Annotated in this window: 15 protein-coding genes; 4 read left to right on the top strand and 11 right to left on the bottom strand. The window is 40.8% G+C overall.

The window, feature by feature from the left end; translation table 11 throughout:
* Positions 1-1,134: a sodium ion-translocating decarboxylase subunit beta gene (locus CCS90_RS10585; RefSeq protein WP_099019535.1), complete on the top strand. Its 1,134-nt coding sequence runs from the start codon at positions 1-3 to the stop codon at positions 1,132-1,134.
* Positions 1,135-1,187: 53 nt separating this feature from the next.
* On the opposite strand, the gene proC is transcribed toward CCS90_RS10585, so the two are convergent.
* From proC to CCS90_RS10545, 8 genes are all read right to left on the bottom strand, one after another.
* The gene (proC, locus tag CCS90_RS10580) at positions 1,188-2,018 is read right to left on the bottom strand and encodes a pyrroline-5-carboxylate reductase (protein ID WP_099019534.1); all 831 of its coding nucleotides are present in this window, start codon (positions 2,016-2,018) and stop codon (positions 1,188-1,190) included.
* 4 nt (positions 2,019-2,022) lie between these two features.
* The gene (locus tag CCS90_RS10575) at positions 2,023-2,409 is read right to left on the bottom strand and encodes a VOC family protein (protein ID WP_099019533.1); all 387 of its coding nucleotides are present in this window, start codon (positions 2,407-2,409) and stop codon (positions 2,023-2,025) included.
* A gap of 15 nt (positions 2,410-2,424) precedes the next feature.
* Complete coding sequence (gene recD / locus CCS90_RS10570; protein ID WP_099019532.1) at positions 2,425-4,428, bottom strand: exodeoxyribonuclease V subunit alpha; 2,004 nt, start codon at positions 4,426-4,428, stop codon at positions 2,425-2,427.
* Complete coding sequence (locus CCS90_RS10565; protein ID WP_099019531.1) at positions 4,425-8,039, bottom strand: UvrD-helicase domain-containing protein; 3,615 nt, start codon at positions 8,037-8,039, stop codon at positions 4,425-4,427. The genes recD and CCS90_RS10565 overlap by 4 nt, the downstream gene beginning before the upstream one ends.
* Positions 8,036-11,734, bottom strand: a complete 3,699-nt coding sequence (locus CCS90_RS10560; RefSeq protein WP_099019530.1) for an exodeoxyribonuclease V subunit gamma — start codon at positions 11,732-11,734, stop codon at positions 8,036-8,038. The genes CCS90_RS10565 and CCS90_RS10560 overlap by 4 nt, the downstream gene beginning before the upstream one ends.
* Positions 11,735-11,832: 98 nt before the next feature.
* Positions 11,833-12,801 carry a GGDEF domain-containing protein gene (locus CCS90_RS10555; RefSeq protein WP_099019529.1) on the bottom strand — a complete coding sequence of 323 codons (969 nt, stop codon included), beginning with the start codon at positions 12,799-12,801 and terminating at the stop codon, positions 11,833-11,835.
* A gap of 91 nt (positions 12,802-12,892) precedes the next feature.
* Complete coding sequence (locus CCS90_RS10550; RefSeq protein WP_099019528.1) at positions 12,893-13,285, bottom strand: DUF6165 family protein; 393 nt, start codon at positions 13,283-13,285, stop codon at positions 12,893-12,895.
* A 3-nt stretch (positions 13,286-13,288) separates the two neighbouring features.
* A complete protein-coding gene (locus tag CCS90_RS10545) occupies positions 13,289-13,687 on the bottom strand; it encodes a DUF6524 family protein (protein WP_099019527.1) in 399 nt (132 codons plus the stop codon).
* Positions 13,688-13,841: 154 nt separating this feature from the next.
* Here CCS90_RS10545 and mltF point away from each other — a divergent pair, with 154 nt between their 5' ends.
* Together mltF and CCS90_RS10535 are read left to right on the top strand one after the other, a co-directional pair.
* Positions 13,842-15,221, top strand: coding sequence for a membrane-bound lytic murein transglycosylase MltF (gene mltF, locus CCS90_RS10540; protein WP_162846894.1), 1,380 nt, complete (start codon positions 13,842-13,844; stop codon positions 15,219-15,221).
* A gap of 100 nt (positions 15,222-15,321) precedes the next feature.
* On the top strand, positions 15,322-16,026 hold the full coding sequence (locus tag CCS90_RS10535; RefSeq protein ID WP_099019525.1) for a PP2C family protein-serine/threonine phosphatase: 705 nt from the start codon (positions 15,322-15,324) through the stop codon (positions 16,024-16,026).
* Between the two features lie 19 nt (positions 16,027-16,045).
* On the opposite strand, the gene CCS90_RS10530 is transcribed toward CCS90_RS10535, so the two are convergent.
* Both CCS90_RS10530 and CCS90_RS10525 read right to left on the bottom strand, forming a co-directional pair.
* Complete coding sequence (locus CCS90_RS10530; RefSeq protein ID WP_099019524.1) at positions 16,046-17,131, bottom strand: anhydro-N-acetylmuramic acid kinase; 1,086 nt, start codon at positions 17,129-17,131, stop codon at positions 16,046-16,048.
* Positions 17,131-18,420 (bottom strand): peptidoglycan DD-metalloendopeptidase family protein, encoded by a 1,290-nt coding sequence (locus CCS90_RS10525; RefSeq protein WP_180236524.1) that lies wholly within the window; start codon positions 18,418-18,420, stop codon positions 17,131-17,133. The genes CCS90_RS10530 and CCS90_RS10525 overlap by 1 nt, the downstream gene beginning before the upstream one ends.
* Positions 18,421-18,625: 205 nt before the next feature.
* Here CCS90_RS10525 and tyrS point away from each other — a divergent pair, with 205 nt between their 5' ends.
* Positions 18,626-19,822, top strand: coding sequence for a tyrosine--tRNA ligase (tyrS, locus tag CCS90_RS10520; RefSeq protein WP_099019522.1), 1,197 nt, complete (start codon positions 18,626-18,628; stop codon positions 19,820-19,822).
* A 95-nt stretch (positions 19,823-19,917) separates the two neighbouring features.
* On the opposite strand, the gene CCS90_RS10515 is transcribed toward tyrS, so the two are convergent.
* Positions 19,918-20,646: a DUF481 domain-containing protein gene (locus tag CCS90_RS10515; RefSeq protein WP_099019521.1), complete on the bottom strand. Its 729-nt coding sequence runs from the start codon at positions 20,644-20,646 to the stop codon at positions 19,918-19,920.
* Between the last annotated feature and the right edge of the window lie 19 nt (positions 20,647-20,665).

Raw genomic sequence — 20,665 nt, 5'->3', positions numbered from 1 at the left:
ATGGATGTCTTAAATACACTGTGGCAATCAACAGGACTGGCTCATTTCCAATGGGGGCAAGTTGTCATGATGCTGGTTGGCTTTGGCCTACTTTATTTGGCCATAGTTAAAAAGTTTGAACCTTTGCTGTTGTTGCCAATTGGCTTTGGCGCCCTGTTAACCAACATTCCTTTGGCAGGCTTCACTGAAATCGGTGGTTTGTTGCATTACATCTATTATGTCGGCATTGACACCGGTATCTTTCCATTAATTATATTTATGGGTGTTGGTGCAATGACAGATTTCGGTGCATTGATTGCCAATCCAAAAATGCTTTTACTGGGCGCAGCCGCTCAGTTTGGCATCTTCACAACTTTATTTGGAGCCATAGCCCTGAACCTGATTCCAGGGATTGAGTTCAGTATTCAAGATGCGGCAGCCATTGCCATCATTGGTGGTGCCGATGGACCCACTGCCATTTTCCTCGCTTCAAAGTTAGCTCCAGAATTATTAGGAGCCATCGCTGTGGCTGCATACTCATATATGGCATTGGTGCCAATTATCCAACCACCCATCATGCGCGCCCTAACTTCTGTAGAAGAACGCAAAATAGAAATGCTTCAATTACGCCATGTGACCAAAGTTGAAAAAATTATTTTTCCCTTGGCTGTGTTACTTATGGCGATCTTTTTCTTACCGGCTGCAACACCATTGATTGGTATGTTTTGTTTGGGTAATCTGATGCGAGAATCAGGAGTGGTGGAAAGGTTGAGCTTAACCTCACAAAATGAATTGATCAACATTGTCACGATTTTCTTGGGTTTGGGTGTGGGTTCAAAACTCAGTTCAGATCAATTCCTTAATATTGAAACCTTAGGCATTTTAGGCTTGGGCGCTGTGGCCTTCTCCATCGGTACTGCTGCTGGTATTTTAATGGCTAAAGTCATGAATAAACTTTCCACAGATCCAATCAACCCCCTCATCGGTGCGGCAGGGGTGTCTGCGGTGCCTATGGCTGCTCGAGTGGCCAACAAACTGGGGTTAGAAGCCAATCCTCATAACTTTTTATTGATGCATGCCATGGGACCCAATGTTGCTGGTGTCTTGGGGTCAGCAGTGGCCGCAGGGATATTATTGGCTTTGGTAGGACAGTAAGTAAGGTTTTCACCACTTCTTTTTAAACCAACACAATGCAATATTGATGCCATTCAATCAAATTCTTTAGACAAGGCAATTGAGCGATCATTCGCTGCATTAAGTGCCTGTTCGATAACTTGTTCTATGTTATTTTCAGTAAAGCTTTCAAGCGCCGCTGCCGTGGTGCCATTGGGTGAAGTCACTCGATCTTTTAACTGTTGTAAACTTTCGGGGCTTCGCTCAGCCAACAAGGCAGAGCCAATGGCTGTTTTTTTTGCCAGTAAGGCAGCGTTGGTTTCACTGAGACCTAACTTTTGACCGGCTTGTTGTAAGTATTGCATGAACATAAAAAAATAGGCCGGACCAGAGCCTGACAAGGCGGTTACAGCATCTATATTGCCCTCTTCAGTGACCCAAATTGATGTACCGACCGCATCCATAACTTGTTCTGTCATCAGTAGCTGCTCTTTCGTAACCAACTGATTGGCGAACATTCCAATCGCGCCCTGTCCTATCAATGCTGGCGTGTTAGGCATCGCACGTACAATCGGCAAATCCAATCCCAGCCATTGAGCCATTTGATCAGTGGTAATACCTGCCGCCACTGAAATGACCAGTGGATGGGTGCGACGAATGCTGGACGCCACATCTTGCAACACTTGTTTCATGATTTGTGGTTTGACCGCAATGATCACGATATCTGGCATACCAAAGTGGGCATTGTTGTCACCAAAAGTTAAAATTTGAAATTGGCGCTCGATATAATCACGTTGATTCTGACCAGGATCACTGGCAGTCATTTGACTGGCGGTCATGCCTTTATTGATGAGTCCACCCATTAAGCTGGCAGCCATATTACCTGCACCAACAAATCGAATGCGTATGTCTTGAATTGATTTCATCTAATTACTCAGCTGGCTCGAAAGATTTGGGCACCCACAGTTCAACTTTAAAACCTGCTGGATCAATAAACCAGCCGAAGTCGCCATAAGATTCTTTGACCACTTCACCAGCTTGGGTGGCCCCACCTTTGATGACTTGGGCCAGCATGGCATCAATATCATCAACGATAAAATTAAACATAAAGGCTTGTTTTGAAGGTTCAAAATAGTCAGTATCTGCACTGAAAGTACTCCAAACAGTTCGGTCCAAAGGCCGTGCTTCGTTGGGGTTGAATGTACCGTAGGTCTCCCCGTCTAATTCAATACCTAAATATTCTTTGTACCAAGCCGCTAATTTTTCTGGGTCTTCGCATTTAAAAAATAAACCACCCACACCTCTGACTTTTTGCATCGCAAGCCTCCGTAGTTAATGTTCTTGATTGTACCAAAAACGCAAGCCGCTGTATCTTGTTGTTTGGCGTTTTACCGCAGTTTCCAGTGTACTGCGTTGTGCATAAATACCAACAGATTGCTTGGCTCGCGTTAAACCAGTATAGATAATTTCACGACTCAATAACCGATGCTGTTCATCTTCAGGCAGTGGCATCAGTACATGATTAAATTCCGAACCCTGACTTTTATGCACAGTTATGGCATAGGCCGAGGTGAACCGCGGCAGCACATGAATAGAGTGTGACCGATAGCCACTTTTATTCGGCAACACGGCTCTGAGTTGTCCGTTATTGGCGGCCAATAGAATCGCCACATCACCATTGAACAATCCCAATGATGGACTGTTTTGACCCAGCATAATTACTGAACCATGGAATCTATTCTCTGAACCAGTCACAGCCAATCGTTGTTTCATCATTTCGGCAATTTGTGCATTGATATGCAAGCTACCGACCAAAGTATCATTCACTAAAGTCAATATACGGTTGCTGTTAATCACTGCGAACAATTGATCTAGTTGGTTGTGGTAAGTTGTCAGTGAACTTTGGTCAAAATCATTCAATTCAGTTATGATTGATTTAAATTGAATCGCTGATTTAAAATAATGCCATTGAATCCATTGTAAATAAGTTTCTTGCCATGCTTGATTGTCTGTCTGAGTTGGCAGCCAATAAACGCCGATTTGTTCAACCCAATTCCATGCAGCCATGTCTCCTGCTACCTGACCGTTGGTATCGATTGATGCTAAAGACAGCTGCTTGAACATCGCGTCACTGTCACCCAGGCGCACCGATTCACTGAGTTCAGCAATGTCTTTTTGATTGCGTTTCGATACATCCAAAACAGTTACATGATCAGTCAACATAAATGCTGACTCGATGGTGTTTAATTCTGCCATTAATTCTGCTTTACAGTTAAATGGTGTTAAAGCAACTTCAAGCTTCTGCCACATGTCTGAACTGTATTCTCCCGTCGAACCAACCGGTGGCATCAAATCGGCCAATACCGCACCTGAATCGACTGAAGGCAATTGAAACTGATCGCCCAATAAGATCACTCGGCATCCCAGCGGAATGGCCTGTAACAATTGTCGCATCAAAGCCACATCTACCATCGAAACCTCATCCACCACCAATACTTTACAATCCAGAGGATTGTGTTCACCGTATTGAAATCCACGCCACTGGGCACGGGCACCCAACAACCGATGAATGGTTGTGGCCTCAATTGATATCAATTCCGCATCAGTCACAGCCGGAACTTTTATGCGGTGGCTCAACACTTCATGTAAAGATTCCGTCATTCGATTGGCAGCCCTTCCAGTTGGCGCCGCCAAACAGACATCCTTGGCTTCATAGCCCAACAACATCAAACCACGCAACACTGAACTCATGATGGTGGTTTTACCGGTTCCAGGTCCACCTGAAATGATACTGAACGGTTGTAATAAACTGACCACAATGGCCAACACTTGTTTATCTTCTATCTGCTCAAAACTCAACTCACCAGTCACTTGTTGTGCTGCAGTGGCGACTTGCACAGCAGTGAATCTAACTCCAGTATATTGTCGTAACAAACGTTTTAATGCCAGCTGTAACTGGGTTTCCAGTTGCCAATATTTAGTGAAATACAAGCAGCCTTGTTCAAACTTAATCACGGGCTGTTGATTCAGCTTAAATTGTTGCCAATCCTGTGTAGTGGCCAATGCCAATCCCTGGGTTAAACCGATTGTTTGCAGGTGGTGATTGACTGTAGGATGATTTAAATCCAAACACAAAGAACCTTGGTTTACTGCATCAACCAATGCCAATAACAACAACCAAAACCGTTGATCTTGACTATCCCATGCTTGGTAACCATCACGTAACAATTGCAAATGTCCCAAATCCAAGTTAAGTTGGTTAAGTAACCGCTCATGCTTTAAAGTCAATTCAGGAAAAATATGAGCCAAATGCTGTGCAGTGACTTGATACCTCATGATTTGGCCCCGAACTGATCAATCTGTAACAATTCAGTTTCAATATCTTCTGGTTGCCAATGGTTTTTACTGAAGTCATCAAAGAACATCCCGTTTTGAGCTTCTTCTTGACAGTCTATTCCTCTGGAAAACACATAAATTGCACCTTTTAAGCGGGCACTTGTCATTTGTTCATTGTTTGCTTTAAGCGCATCAAACCAACGCTGCATCGCCATCGCATATAATTGATATTGCCAATGGTATTGGTGTTGGGTCATTACTTCATCAGACAGTATGGTCGGGCTATAACCATTGGCACTGAAATTACTTTTCCAGTCAAGAATGTAATAATCAATGAAGTCTTCTTGTTTGTTAACCACCGAAAAAAACAAATCAATAAAACCTGTTAAATGGGTGTTGCCTTCATTCCAAAAAAAAGACAACTCATGACATCGATTATCCAAAGCAATACTGGCTAAATTCTGCCCATCCAATGCCACCAATGGTTTTTTTAAAGTATGCCAAGTCCAATCTGCAAACTGTTGACGATAATCCAGTGGTTGATTGGATGCCTGAGCCAGTGACTGATCCATGTTATTCGACTCGTCACTTTCATCAAAGGCCTTATTCTCTAATTTAAATAACTTCATTTGTTGATCAATTACCGCCATGATCTCATCATCCTGATAAACATCAGTCAGGTATTTATGCTGGTTAATTCTTACAAAATCAACATGTTCGAATATACCATGCAACACATGACCGGTTTTAACCCCTCCAGGAATTTGTGGACTGGTATCCACTTTTTCAGCCACGTTTATTTGCACTTCCGTATTCATTAACTCGGCGGTTAAATTTTGGCTGAAATCATTGGCTATGGGGGCCAGACTGGCGTGATTTTTATAATGGCTTAAGGATGAGAATGAATGTAAATTTCGACGCCTGCGATACAGTTGAGTGGGCACGATTAAATTAAAGTCCGATAATACTTCATTGGATTTATCGGGAACATCGCTTTTTGTGGGAAATGAACAAGATCCTGCTGGTGTTTGTTGATACATCCCTGTTGCCAAAAGTCGAGCCATCACGGTTTTCACATACCATCCGGGCTTGCTGATTTTACAGTCGGACTCATCCACATAAGGCAAAAATAACATAAATATGGCACGTGTCATTGCCACGTAGTACAGTTGGTGGGCTTGTTTTAGCTGTTGTTCATCATAGGTTTTCTGGTTTTGTTTGACTAAGTCATACACCATGCCTTTTTGTGTTTCATCATAATACTGTAGAAACTGATCAGCTGGTCCTTGACCAAACCCACCAAATAAAAACACCACCGGAAACTCCAAACCTTTACTGATGTGCATGGTCATGATTTTAACAGCTTTTTGCTCGGTGTCTTTGTGATGTAAATCTTCATCACTGGATGTTTGCTCACGTTTTTGTTGGAAAAATTTCGCCAGTGACTCCGCGCCCAAATTATTTTGTAAAGCTGCTTTCAAAAGCAGTTGTTTCAGTTGTTTCAGGTTTGCGATTCGTCGTCTGTTGTTCCTGGCTCGATACATGGCACCACTTTCAGACAGCAAATAATCAAAGACTTTGATCCAGTCTTTGGCAATCACGGCTTCTTTTATTTTTAACCACAAAGCGGTGATGGTCGGCAAATTTTCTTCGGCGAAATCAGCCAATTGATTCGGTTGCAATGCAAAGAACAAAGTCAACAAAGCGTTGTTTACCCGTTTAATGTCATTTGGCATGGCCAATGCAGTTAATAACACTTGAAAATGAATGGCTTCAATGGATTGATATAGATTTTTCTTTTTATGGAAGGTGAATGGAATCTGCATTTGTTGCAAAGCCACTTCAATATATTCAGCATCTGAATTACTGCGAACCAAAATACAGACGTCAGAAGCATCCAACGTTCGTTGAACACCCTTCAAACTGACTTCGACTTGATTGATGATTTGATGTTTAATGGTGCTGGCTATTTTTGTCGCCAACTGGGTTTTCACTGCACCCGAATCTGACTGCTTCACTGACAAACAATTAAAAGCATTTAGCCCTTTATTATCAATCATTTGTGGCATTTTATTGATGTCAATAGTTTTTTCATCTGGCACTTCAACACATACCGCATCGGCATCAAACCAGGCCGAATTTTCGGCAGAATTCACTGTCGTGTCATCAGCAAAAAATCGATTCATCTCTCTGATCAAACCTTCGACTGTGCGGTAATTGGTGTTCAGGCGATAAGCCATTCCTTGAAAACAACTTGTGATTTCTCCTTTAGCGGCTTCATAGGTATGAATATCAGCACCCCTGAAACCATAAATGGCCTGCTTTGGATCACCAATCACCCACAATCGATGCTCCCATTCAGCTACTGAATCAACAGGTCCGATTTTAAGAAACAACAATTTAAAGATTTCCCATTGGCGAATATCGGTGTCCTGAAACTCATCGATGATGGCCACTTGGTATTTCTGCCGCAAAGCTTGAGTCAATAACTGCTCATTCATGGGCAAAGCTTGTTCATCAATCAATTGTTGCCACAAACGCAAAATCATGTCGTCATAACTGATTAAGCCACGTTCTAATTTGTATTGTTGACTGACTTGTATCAATTCATTCAGCAAGGGTGCAATGGCACTAAACTTAATCACTTTTTGGTGGTTTGAGATGGCTTCCCAGATTTGATTTAAAGCATCAATTAATTTAAAAAAATGAACTGCCAAAGCTCGGTTTTCAACAGCAACACTTTTATTATGTTCGACTTTATAAGCAGCAGGACAGCTTTTAAAAAACACTTCATTGACATCAGCCTTGCTCGCAAAATGGGTGCTAAACAGCTGAATAATTGCTTCGATGTCATTGTTGTCATTGCCTCGGATTAAGGAATGTAAGTCTGACAAAAAAGGCTGAATAACCGCAAGCCACAAATTCTGATGCGATGTGCTCTTAAGGCCTTTAAGTGATTTAAATTCAGCCTCATAATCAAACAAAGGTATTTTCAGTAAACCTCTGATTTGCTGAATATTATCTTCAATATCAAAGTCGAAAGAGCTGGGGTAGATCGAATCAAAGCCTGATTTGTATTTACTCGCCAGTTGCAGCAATAGATCATCAACCTTTGAAATGCTTTTGTCATGGGAAAAGACCTTCAGTTGCTTGATCAAAGCTTGATTCGCTGGCCAACTGCGTTTCATTTGTCGCAGCACCAATGGCCACACATCACTGTCATTGATTACCTCTGGTTCAAAAACCGCACCTTGCTCAAAAGCAAATTCTCTCAATGCACCATGACAAAAACCATGAATGGTAAATATCGAAGCTTGGTTTAACAAGCTTATGTTCTGCTCTAAGTGATCAATCATTGCCCCATCATCTGTGGCCTTCAAGGCCTCTATCAGGCGTTGCCTGATCCGCGCTTTTAATTCTCCGGTGGCTTGTTCAGTAAAAGTCACCAACAAAATTTTATCGATGCGCATGTGCTGCTCAATCAATAATCGCATCACCAACTCAATCAAAGTATACGTTTTGCCGGTACCCGCTGAAGCTTCAATCACCGCATGCTTCTGTAAATCAATTTCTGAGGCTGCCTTTATGTTTTCAAAATTCGGCGTCTTCATGACTTGGCCCCCTGCTTGATTTCACCCAGTTCAGCGCAAACCATGGTAAATAGCGGCATTAAATGATTGCGGTAAGCAGCCAAAGGCTCCTCACTGGGCTGTACCTCGACTAACTTGAAAACCTCTTCATAATCTGGCCACTGCATACCCTTGTGGTACTTTTCCACCAACGCTGCGATGTCTGCTTCGGTCATGTCCTTTGGGTCATAAGCCAAGTAACTGATCTCCTTGGCTTTAGATGACTTTTTCAAGAATGGAATTTGCTGTGGGACATCCGGTTTGACGGCCACTTTAAATAGACTCAATAACTCACTGGGCAAAAACTGCGCGGGCTTTTCAAGGTAATCACTGAGCAGCTGTTTCAGGTAGTTTTCAATGGTAGATCGAGTGGCAAAACTTTCACTATCGGCATACCAAGGTTTAAATTCAATGGTTTGGACTTTTTCAGGAAACACCAAATGTACTTTAAACACCTCAGCCACTTTAACTTGATCAGACAATTGCCATAAACACCAATTGACAAAGGGTTGGAGCAATTTGATATTCCAGAGACTGTTCTTTTTACTGGTACTGATGATGACTTGATCAGATAAGTAACCATCTTGTTGGTACAACTGCTCCGCCAATGCTGTGATTTGCACTTTTCGGCCTGATTTTAAACTTACCTCCACCGCATCCACTTCTAATTCAGCAGCCACATGAGATTTGGCTGACCCCACTTTTAACACACCTAAAAACGACTTATCTACCAACTGTGGTTTAAGCTGTTCATTCAAAGCGACTTCTACTTTGGATAACTCAGTTAAATCAGCAAAGAAAGCCAACGGTGCTTGTGATAGTCGAAGGTGTTTTTGATGCTGCTGTTGAATGACAGTGGTCAAATCAGTAGGCTGATGTAACCACTGCTGGATGCTTTCGGTGAATATCTGATACTTAAGCAATGAAGGCAACTGCAATGGTTCATGCTCAACCAAGGAACGGTCATCTGGGTGTTTACCATTGACACCCAATTGTTTCAATACAGCGGCTTGTGGATTGGCCAAATAATCGGCTAATTCAGTGGCGTCCAATTGGAGGGCATTGTTAGAATCAACCAGCAATTTATCCTTTGTTTGCTTTAAGTATAAGTCGCTCAATGACAAATCTTGAACTGGCTTCTCCGAAGTTTGTACTTCCTGTGTTTGTTGCCAAATTCGCTGCTGTGCAGGAGATAATTGTTGACTTTGAGGTTGCCAATCAACCCGAATTCGGCCGGCCCATGTCAAATAGTCTGAATACGCATAATTAACCCTCCAATCTTGAGATTCAAGGTCTCTGCCATCAAAATGACCTGATTCACTGGCATCCAATGGCAGTTGCGTCATCGGCAAAGCCTGCTGCTCTAAAGAGGAGAAATCTACCAAATCATTGCAGTATCGATACAGGGTCGATAAAGTCGGTGAAGGTTCAATCACCTCATCTTTCAACAAGTCCATGCCTACATAGGACAAATAGAGTTTTTCTCGGGTGCACATCAAAGTTTCCAACAACAAATAATTGTTATTCTCAATCGGATTGATGTCACCAATTCTTCTTGAGCGTTGAGTCAAATCCAGGGTTTCGTTCACAGTTTGCCCGGGAAAGGTTCTTTCATCCAAGCCCAAAATGTAAGTCAATTTAAATGGAATTGGCCGCATTGGCTGTAAGGCGGCACACACCACACCACCAGAGAGGTAACTGCCTTTACTGGCTGGCAATTGTTGTATTTCATGAGTGATAAACTGTTTGATGTCGGCAAAACTCAATAACAATTCAGGCTGGGCCTCAGCCAATTGTAATAAAGATTGTTGTAGGGCCATTTGTATATTTTGTTCTTTCTGGTCATCGACGGGTACTGCCATCAACAAATCAAACATTTGATTGAGTTGTTGTTCCCATTGAATGGCGGATTGTTTTTTATTTAACCGCAACTTATATTGATACAAGGTTTCCAGCAAAACACTTAACTGCCCTATTCGTTCTGCACCAATGGCACTCACATCCACAGCATTTGCATCGTTGGGCAAAGTAGCCAAGGATAAATGCAAGCGAGCCAGGCCTTGTTGCCAGGTAAATAATTTATCCACCTCAATCTCATCATTGGTGACCGCATCGGTTGGATACAGATTTGAAAACCCACAATAAATACCCAATTGATCAACCACCAACAACCAATCTTGCCAGTCATTGTAATCAAAGTGATTGCCAGCCTGTACACAAGGGTTTTCTAACCACTTAAACACCGAAGCGCGAATAAAGTCATCGTCTAACACCGCAAACAAATCCAATACAGCTTCTGCATAACGACTTTCTTTGGCCGCTGAGCTGTCAACAATGGCATATGACAGTTGAATCTGATGCTCATGATTCAACTCTTCAAACACTTGCTCAATAACAAAACGATATACATTCATGTCTGTGACCAATACAGCGATGTCATTAAGCACCAAGTCAGCATTTTGCTGGAGGTTCCACAAGATGCTGTTATACACGGCTTCAACTTCTCTGACCACAGAAGGGGCACAGGCAAATTGTATGCTGTTGAAAGTTTTGGGGTCGATAATTTGATTGTTTTCACTGCTGCGGTTCAGTACATTGGATTGCACCACTTGCAACAAAGTCTCAGTTCCAGAAAAGTCAGGTATCAACCAATCATCTTGATAAATGATCGATTGATGAATCGCATCTTCCTCAACTTCACTGAACAATTTCAGGGCCTCACGACCAGGTTTGCCCCAGGCTTTGAGTAATTCATTTTCATCTGCAAATGAACTCAGTTCGAAAAACACTTCTGCCGTTTCTGCAGAGTCAATTGGCTGACCATCGACGTCAACAGTGACAATAGGATGTTGTTTGTATGGTCGCAAGACATTTTGCTGCCATCTGATTTCTTGCTCGGTTTGTAAATCTTCCCAATACTCTGAACATACATTCAAGGAATAAATATGAATGTTCATAAACTGCCCTAACTGTACCAAGAGTTTACGATGTAACTGTGACAGCCTTGATGGAGTAAAAATATGAATAGCGGCTTGTGGCTTGGCAGATTTGATTTGATCTAACAACATGGTGGCTTGAAATAATGTGATCGAATCTGGTGTATCTTCATGCTTAAATAAACGCACATACAAATCTTGCTGCATTTTTTCAAGTTGACTTAATCGAGCTTTATTACAGCTGGTAAATACACAGTGTCCTTGGAGCCATTGATGAACCATTTCGGGACGTTGTGATTCATAATCCAACATCAGTTTGGCCAATTTCTGACTGAGTTGCCAACGTTTCGCTGCCAACAAACTTTCTGCACTTGAATCGCTTAAATAGGTGTTAATGGGTGCATACACAGGATCATTCATCAATTGATCATCATGCAACAAACACCATACAGACCATGCCACCATAGAGCCATTCTTATGCTGATAGCCTGATCCGAGCAATTGATTGACAATTTGAAATAAACCGGTTTCTAGGAATGGGAAAGCGACGTGAGCACAAACACCATTGATTTTTGCCAAAGTCAATTGCAAGAATCGCTGCATATTGGCATTGGGAACCATCACGCTGGGCGCATTGAAAACAGAACCGTTGGCTTGCTGTGCGATGACTTGTTTAGACAAAATGTCAGCAAGACCTTCAACGGTATGACTAAAATATAAATTAATTTTGTTTTTTGACATTGGTCCCGTTGATACTCACATCACTTTAAAGGTCACTTAACCAATTCTCATACAACGAGAAAGCGGGTGTAGGACACTTGATTTTAATCCACCTTATTTCAGTATCTGATGGCTTTTACAATTTGATTGCGCCCAGATTTTTTTGCTTTATACAGCGCACTGTCCAAACGGTTTAACCATTCATTGATTGATTCATCCATTTCTTTTTGGGCAACTGCAAGGGAAAGCGTGATGTTGTGCTCTTGATTGATGGTGCTTTGACTGAACTCCTGATGGATGGTATTGGCTAACTGGTAAGCATGATCAAAGTCTTTCCCTTGACACAATATTGCAAATTCATCACCACCAATTCGATACAAATGTTCATTTCCGGTGACAAATTGATTGACCAATAAAGTCACGTCTTTTAGTACTTGATCACCTGTAGCATGTCCATAGGTGTCATTGACCTGTTTAAAATTATCAAGATCAAATAGAATCGCTGTTACAAAATCTGGACTGCGCTCTAACATTGCAGCGTCATGATTAAAAGCCCTTCTGTTTTTAACTTGGGTCAACACATCTTGATTGGCTATATGTCTGAGCCTGTTGTGTTGATCGTTCATGGTTGAAGAAAACAAGTGACAAAAGAAACTGGTAATTAAAATAGTCATGGCTATTGAAATCAGCTTAATGCTCGGTAAATCTATCAATTGAATCAAAATGATTGTTGCTGTAACACCCCAAATAAGCAGCGCCTGCCTGGTGGGTAACAAGTAAAACACCAAAGCAACTGAAGGATAGGCCCAGTAAACTTGTTCTGCACCTTTCAATGCAATGGTTGCAATCGTGCCAATCACGGAAATAATGGCTATGGCCAAGCCTGGAAATTTTGTAGAACGGGTCTTCAAGACATAAACAAAAACATACAAACCAAATGCTGCCAGCACCACATCTAAAGTGGCAACAACATACTCATGGTTAAAATACCTGATTGCAGCGAAAAGTCCTACTCCAATGGCATAAGATAAACTTAAACCCATTACAATGATTTCTTTTTCTTTCCTTGCCTGCTCACGATCAGCCATATTGTTTTTATTGCCAGATTAATTTAATTAATGTGAATGATTATATCTTTGTGCAAGCCAATAATACAACCTCTGGATACCTCATGATTATTCACTCATAAGATTCATATGACTTCTCTTCAACCAAATCTGAACCGGTTAACAAATTGATGGCTTTTTTAACGTCAGCCCTGTCATCATTTTGATAATAAACACTTCTGGCCAATTGAATAAATTCATCATCAAACGAACGATTCTTTTCTTTAACCCGTATGTCATCTTCAATTTTCCATAATTTTAGGTTAACAGTTTTCAAGTCGTTTTTTAATGCTTCAGTCTGCTCACTGATTAACCCTGTATTGGCCCAAGTTTCAGTCAATAACTGCAGCTCGTATTCGACATTTTTTAATTTATCAACATCTTTAATTTTTTCAGCTTTTATTTCTAATATGGTTATTTTGTCTAATAACTCACCTACTGACATTGGTGTACTGACTAAGCTCATTTTTTATTCTCCTATATCGTCCGTATCAAACTGTCCGGTAATTCGCTTTTTAATGTGTGACCAAGAAATTCCAAGCCCTAACACCACTGAAATAATAAATATCATGATCCATGCCAGTATGCCTGAGTTTTGTAGGTCTAACCATCCTTGATCGACAAACAACCAAATTAAAGTGCCGCAAAAAGCAAATACCAAAATAATACCTAACAAACCCAATGACTTGACTGTAGATGTTATGTAAAACAAATAAGCAGATGCCAGCAAAATCACCAACAAGATTTTCAACGGTAACTGTGCATCGCTTAATGGCCAAATCCAATGATACAGAGAATACCCAGTTGGGTTAAACGTCACAACCACTAAAATAAAAGCAAATAACCAACGTAAAAGAAAGCCTGTCATAGTCATAATTTTTGTTCATTTCCCAAAATCTTAAATCGACATTATAATGTAGAGCATATGAATATAAAGGCAGAAAATCAATTGATTAAACAACAACACGGTATTTCACTTGATAAACACTGAACAAAAGTCACGCCATACAATTAAAAACAAATTGAAATCATTGGGTGTTTGGTTGCTGTTGCTTGTGTCTTTTTTATTTATTCACAGTCCATTACAAACCCCCACCCATTGGCAACTCATTCAGCATAAAAACATACTGACTTACGGGACTCGAACCTCATTATTGTCATATTTTGAAGTGGGAGATGATATTGTTGGCTATGAATACAAGATGCTCAAAGAGTTTTGTAAGCAGCACAACATTGAATTGAATACGATTGTATTTAAAAACAATGGTCAGCTATTAAACGCATTGCACAATGGCGCCATAGATGTGGCCGGTGGTCACTTATCAATTACTCAAGAACGGGCCAAATCATTCACCTTTACAGAACCAATCAGCCAAACCGCCATTAACCTGGTAACCCATTATGACTATCGAAGGTTAAATTCAATTAACCAATTTCAACCATTGGTTGGACAACTGATTGCCAACAGCAGTTATGAAGAGATGTCAAAAAACCTTGAAGATTTCAAGCCATCAAACATCAGTTCAACGGCCAAAGATTCGATGTTCGAGTTGTTCAGGAAGATCAATAAAAAAGAAATTGATTACACCTTTGCTGACTCCGAAATCATCGATATATATCAACACTTTATTCCAGGAATCTATCAACCCATCCAGTTATCTGAACAAGAAGACATTGCTTTTTTATTACCCAAGAACAGGTCTGAAGATTTAATTGATCATTTGAATAAATTCATTCAATCAGCCAAGGCAACCGGAAAAGTCACCAAGTATAAAAATGAACTGTTAACTCATTTACCCCAAATAGACATTGCTGACACAGTAACCTTTTTTGACAAACTACAAACTGAATGGCCAAAAATATCGGAATTGGTTATGGAGGTCGCCTATGAATTGGAGTTTGATCCTTCCTTATTGTCCGCCATCAGCTACCAAGAGTCTCATTGGGATCCAGATGCCGTTTCAATTTCAGGTGTAAAAGGCCTGATGATGTTGACTGAATCTACTGCTGAAGAAATGGATGTTCTAGACCGCACCGACCCTCGAGAAAGTTTAATTGGTGGGGTTAAATACATCAGAATGATGCAGGCAAAATTTCCTGACAGAATCAGCAGCACCAATAGATTGTTGTTTGCACTGGCCGCCTACAATGTAGGATTCGGTCACGTTGAGGATGCAAGAATTCTGGCTCAAAGAGCCGGTAAAAATCCAGACATCTGGCTCGATGTAGAACCCTATTTAGAAAAATTAAATAACCCAGCCATAGCCCATGAATTGAAATACGGTATTGCAGATGGGAAAACAGCTGTCATTTATGTCAATAACATCATGACTTACAAACAATTGATGACTTGGAAAATTCAAAAAGAACGTTTATTCCATTACAAACCTAACATACTGTGATTCAGGTCTCAAAAATTATTTAATTACAGCAAAGTTAACATAATGCTACAATTAAAGTACATGAACTCAATGTTATAATACAAAAAAATATAAATTTTAAATGAATATTGTTTTAGGACACATATCACATTCTGGTATCAAACGAGATCACAACGAGGATACCTATGGCATCGACCTCAAAAACGGTCTTTTTCTTGTGGCCGATGGAATGGGTGGGCATGACCATGGTGAAATTGCTAGTGCATTGGCGAGAGACCACATCTTGAATGCAGTGAAAAATGACGTGCCAGTCAAACAAGCCATTCTGGAAGCCAATCAAGAAATCATTAACAGCTCGATGGAAAAACCAGGTGACTTACCCATGGGCACCACTGTGGTGTTGTTGAAAATTTCAGACCATAAATTTGAATGTGCTTGGGTCGGAGATTCACGAATTTACAAGCTATCTAACAATGAATTGACATCGCTCAGTTCAGACCATTCTTATGTTCAGGAATTGGTGGACCAAGACCTCATCACAGCTGAACAAGCGCGTTCACATCCCCATAGGAATGTTGTGACTCAAGCCTTAGGTGTAACAGACAACAGTGAAATATCGGTTTCTGAAAATCAGGGTAAAATCAAACCCCATGATAAATTTTTAATATGCTCTGATGGGTTAACTGAAGAAGTTGATGATGCAACCATTGAATCCATCTTGAAAAAGCCTTTAACACCGAAAGAAATCAGTGATCAATTGTTGATTCAAGCCTTGGAAAACGGCGGTTCTGACAACATCACAGCCATAGTCCTGGAGTTTCAATAAGCATTGAATTTATTGTGATTCAAGGTATGTTGGGCACACCATAAATCAAAGAACAATCAGCGCCCGTTACAGCCATCAAATTTAAACGGTTTTTTTTGATATTTTGTTCAGCCAACCATGCCATCAATGCCGCCTCAACAAAATCCGGATCTATACCATGGACTGCACTGCTTTCAACAGGCACTTGCAACGCATTTTGTAGTAATGTCATCATAAATTTGTTGTGTACCCCTCCACCACAAACCACCACCGTGTCAATTTTTTGATTCAGCAGGTTAATCCCTTCCACCACTGACTCAACGGTTAATTGTAGTAGCGTACGTTGTACATCCACTGCATCAATATTTTGGTCTGCAATATACCGATTCAACCATTGAACATTGAACAACTCTCTGCCGGTACTTTTGGGGTGAGGTTGTGAAAAATAGGGATCATCCAACATTGCTGACAACAAGTCCGTATTGACCTTACCCTGTTTGGCCCATGAACCACCTTCATCGTATGGCTTGTGATTTTGCTTCATCATCCATTCATCACATAAACAGTTGGCTGGACCCGTGTCAAAACCCAATATATGATTATCTTTAAGCAAGCTGATATTGGCTATTCCGCCTAAGTTCAACACAATGATTTTCTTTTGTGGTTGCTGAAACATTTGTTGATGAAATATGGGCGCCAACGGCGCTCCTTGACCACCACAAGCCACATCCATTTGTCTGAAATTATTGACTGTTAGAATGCCTGTCGCTTTGGCTACTGTGGCCGCCGAACCCAATTGAATGGTATTGGCATATTGAGAATCAGGGTCATGAAACACCGTTTGTCCATGCAACCCTATGGCCTTTACATCTAGACGGCTGATGTGATTTTGATGTAAAAAATCATTGATGGTGTTGGCATAAAGGTGCGCTAAACGGGCGTCAATTTGGCTGATTGCTGAGACAGAAAATGGTTTATTGGCAATCAACTTCAATAACTGCGCCTTCAATTCATTGTCATATGGTTGAAATGAAGTCGCAATGGTATCAACCCCGTGATCAAAGTTCATCAATGCAATATCAACACCGTCACATGAAGTGCCTGACATAACACCAATGTACTGCATTACTGACTGGCCACTAAATTGAGTTTAAGGTCTTTTAATTGAGACAACAAAGGATTGGAATAAGCCAAAAATTCAGGCATCACATCATCGGGTAAGGGTTTGGATTTCGGTAACGATACCGTTCTTGGGTTTCTGTGCACACCGTTGTAAATAAACTCATAGTGCAAATGAGGAGCCTCCGACAACCCTGTAGAACCGACATAACCAATGGTTTGTCCTTGTTTAACACGCTGACCTTTTTTAACAGCTTTTTTAGAAAAGTGTAAGTATTTGGTAATGATGCCATTAGGGTGTTGAATAAACACATAGTTCCCATTGTATTTATTGTAAGCAGCATGAGTAACACGACCAGCACCCGCAGCGAATACTGGTGTTCCAGTAGGTGCCCTGTAATCAACACCTCGATGGGCTTTGACCCTTTTCGTTATGGGATGCATGCGTTTGGGGTTAAAACTAGAACTGATGTAAGAAAAATTCAATGGTGCGCGCAGAAAAGCTTTCTTCATGGCACGACCATCTGAAGCATAATAGCTGCCATCGCCTTCCTCACCTTCGTAAAAAACCGCTTCATAGGTAGTTCCTTGGTTGGTAAAACTGGCCGCTAATATTTTACCTTCTGTTAAATAATCACCATTTTTATATATTTTTTCATAAATCAAACTGAATGAATCGCCTGATCTGATCTCTAGTACAAAATCAATGTCCCAGCTAAAGATGTTAGCCAACTGCATAACCATACCGTCAGTCAAACCAGCTGCCTTTCCTGCACCAAACAAAGAATTGGTGATGATGCCTTCAGCGTTGACCAACCTGATTTGCTTGTCATGCGCAATGATTTCTGTCGACAATTGATCCATGTCGTTGTGAATGATCAATTCTTCAAAAACAGATGCTTGGTATTTCAGCTGAGTCAATGCGCCACTGGGCGTAAAGGTAAAATGCAATTCATTACCTGGCATCACTTTGACTAATTTTTTACTGTCTTCATTAAAATGAGCAATTTTTAATAACAAAGCTTGAGACAAGCCCAAATCAGTAAAAATACCCGATAAGGTTTGCCCTTTTTTTACCGTCACTGTTTTTTCAATGAATTGTTCTGATCCCACCAAACCAGCTTCAGAGTAACTCATTAGGGGCATGCTTGGGATATCAATCAGATGATTTTGATTAATTGCTACAGGCTGTACATGGGCATCGGCATCGACAGAAGCCATATCAGTGATGGCATAAAATACGAATAAAGCGGCGACAGCCACCGCTAATTTTTTAAATAAGGACAATGAAATCATCATTTGTTTTAATTGATTGAAGTTAAAAGACAGGCTTTTACCCTGTTTATTTTTACGAACGGCTTGTGCTTTGATAAGTCAATTTCCAAAATGTTTCATCGATTGCACGAAATTATAGATGATTTTTTTCACCATTGGTTCATTTGAGGTTCTAAATTTTGCCTTATTTCTGTAGAATTAACCCCTTTTTAACGAAACCAAGCACATGTCAGTAAAAGACGCACTGGATTTAATCTGTCGAGGTACAGATGAAGTCATCAAGCTTGAAGAGCTTGAAGCCAAATTAAAAGCAGGAAAAACCCTTAGGGTCAAAGCTGGTTTTGATCCCACAGCGCCCGACATTCATGTGGGTCATACGGTTTTAATCAATAAAATGAAGCAGTTCCAAGACTTGGGTCATGACGTGATTTTTCTGATCGGTGACTTCACAGGTATGATTGGTGATCCCACAGGTAAAAGCGCAACCAGGAAAGCTTTGACCCGTGAAGAAGTATTGGAAAATGCCAAAACTTACCAAGAACAAATATTTAAAATATTAGACAAAGAAAAAACCATCATAGAATTCAATTCCAATTGGTTCAAAGACATGAGTGCCGCTGACATGATTCAATTGTCTGCCAAATACAATGTCGCAAGAATGTTGGAACGTGATGATTTCAATAAACGCTATAAATCAGGCCAATCCATTGCCATTCATGAATTCATGTATCCACTGGTTCAAGGTTATGATTCTGTGGCACTTGAATGTGATGTGGAATTGGGTGGTACTGATCAAAAATTCAATTTATTGGTCGGCAGGCATTTACAGGCTCAAGTTGGGCAAGACCCACAAATTGTGATCACAATGCCACTGTTGGAAGGCTTGGACGGCGTCAATAAAATGTCTAAATCTTTAGACAACTATATAGGTATTGATGACGCTCCGGCTGATATGTTTGGTAAAGTCATGTCGATTTCTGATGATTTAATGTGGCGCTACTTTGAACTATTGAGCTTCAAATCAAACCAAGCCATTGAGCAATATAAAAACGACATCGAAAACGGCAAAAACCCGCGTGATGTCAAGTTTGCTTTAGCCATGGAGTTAATCGAAAGATTTCACAGTGCCCAAGCTGCATCAGATGCCATGGCCAGTTTTAAGGCGCAATTCCAAAAAGGCGCCATTCCAGATGACATTGATGAACTAAGCCTACAAACCGAAAATGGTGAAATGGGCATCGCCCACATTCTAAAGAACGCTGGGTTATGTTCAAGTACTTCTGACGCCATTCGCATGGTCAAACAAGGTGCCGTTAAGCTCAACGGTGTTAAATTAGAAGACCCCAAACAAACCTTCCCTACTGGAACCCATGATGTCTTTCAAGTGGGTAAACGGAAGTTTGCCAAGATAAAACTGACTTAAACTGGGTGGGAGAACAATTTAGGATTTAACCTTGCCCATTGTCACAAAAAAAGCCCGCATAAAGCGGGCTTTTTTGAGCTCAAATGAATTGACGGTTATTTAAAATCATAAACCAAGTTAGCCGATACCAAAGTATCTGTAGATTCTTTGCCCAAAGGTGCGTCGGTATTGTGACGGTATTGATGAGCCAATTTAACCCCAAATTTATCACTCACTTTAAATACAAATCCCGCATCGTTCTGAATAAATGTATTGTCTTCACCCGCTTCAACCACCAAAACATCTTCAAAAACAGTGGTCTCTGTGACTTGACGCATGTAGTCCAATTTACCCACAGCCACCATACCATTGTTTTCAGTACGATCTATATCGAGTGCTTCTGTTTTATAACCCAATCCAATTTCAGTCACTAATTTATAAGTTTCGCTTTTATGAAACTGATGACCCCAGCCAATTGACGTGGTGATGGTGTAATCGAAACCAGAAAAATTATCATTGTCATAACGTGTACTGTTATGAATGTAATCATTTTCATCCAACTTGTAACCATTGCGGGTATTGATGGTGAATCGTTCTGCAGTATCAATATTGTCAGATGATGCACGCAATAAATCCAATGACCAGTTATTGACCCATTTTTCTGATTCACGACTCAACTTTAATCCTGCTGTCAGGTTTTCCGTGTCTGAGTTACCTGAAGTCATTGAAAAACCCAATTGGCCCGTTCCTGACCAATCAGCTGTATTGTCGTCTTCTGCGAAAGCGGTAAAAGAAATGGCCACGGCCATAACAAACAATGCGACTTGTGAAGTTGCTTTTTTCATAAGTATTCCTGTACAAATA

This window comes from Marinicella litoralis (assembly GCF_002591915.1).
In the GTDB taxonomy this organism is placed as follows: Bacteria; Pseudomonadota; Gammaproteobacteria; order Xanthomonadales; family Marinicellaceae; genus Marinicella; species Marinicella litoralis.
Note: the sequence above shows the minus strand (reverse complement) of the source record. Positions and strands in the feature narration are given on the sequence as shown.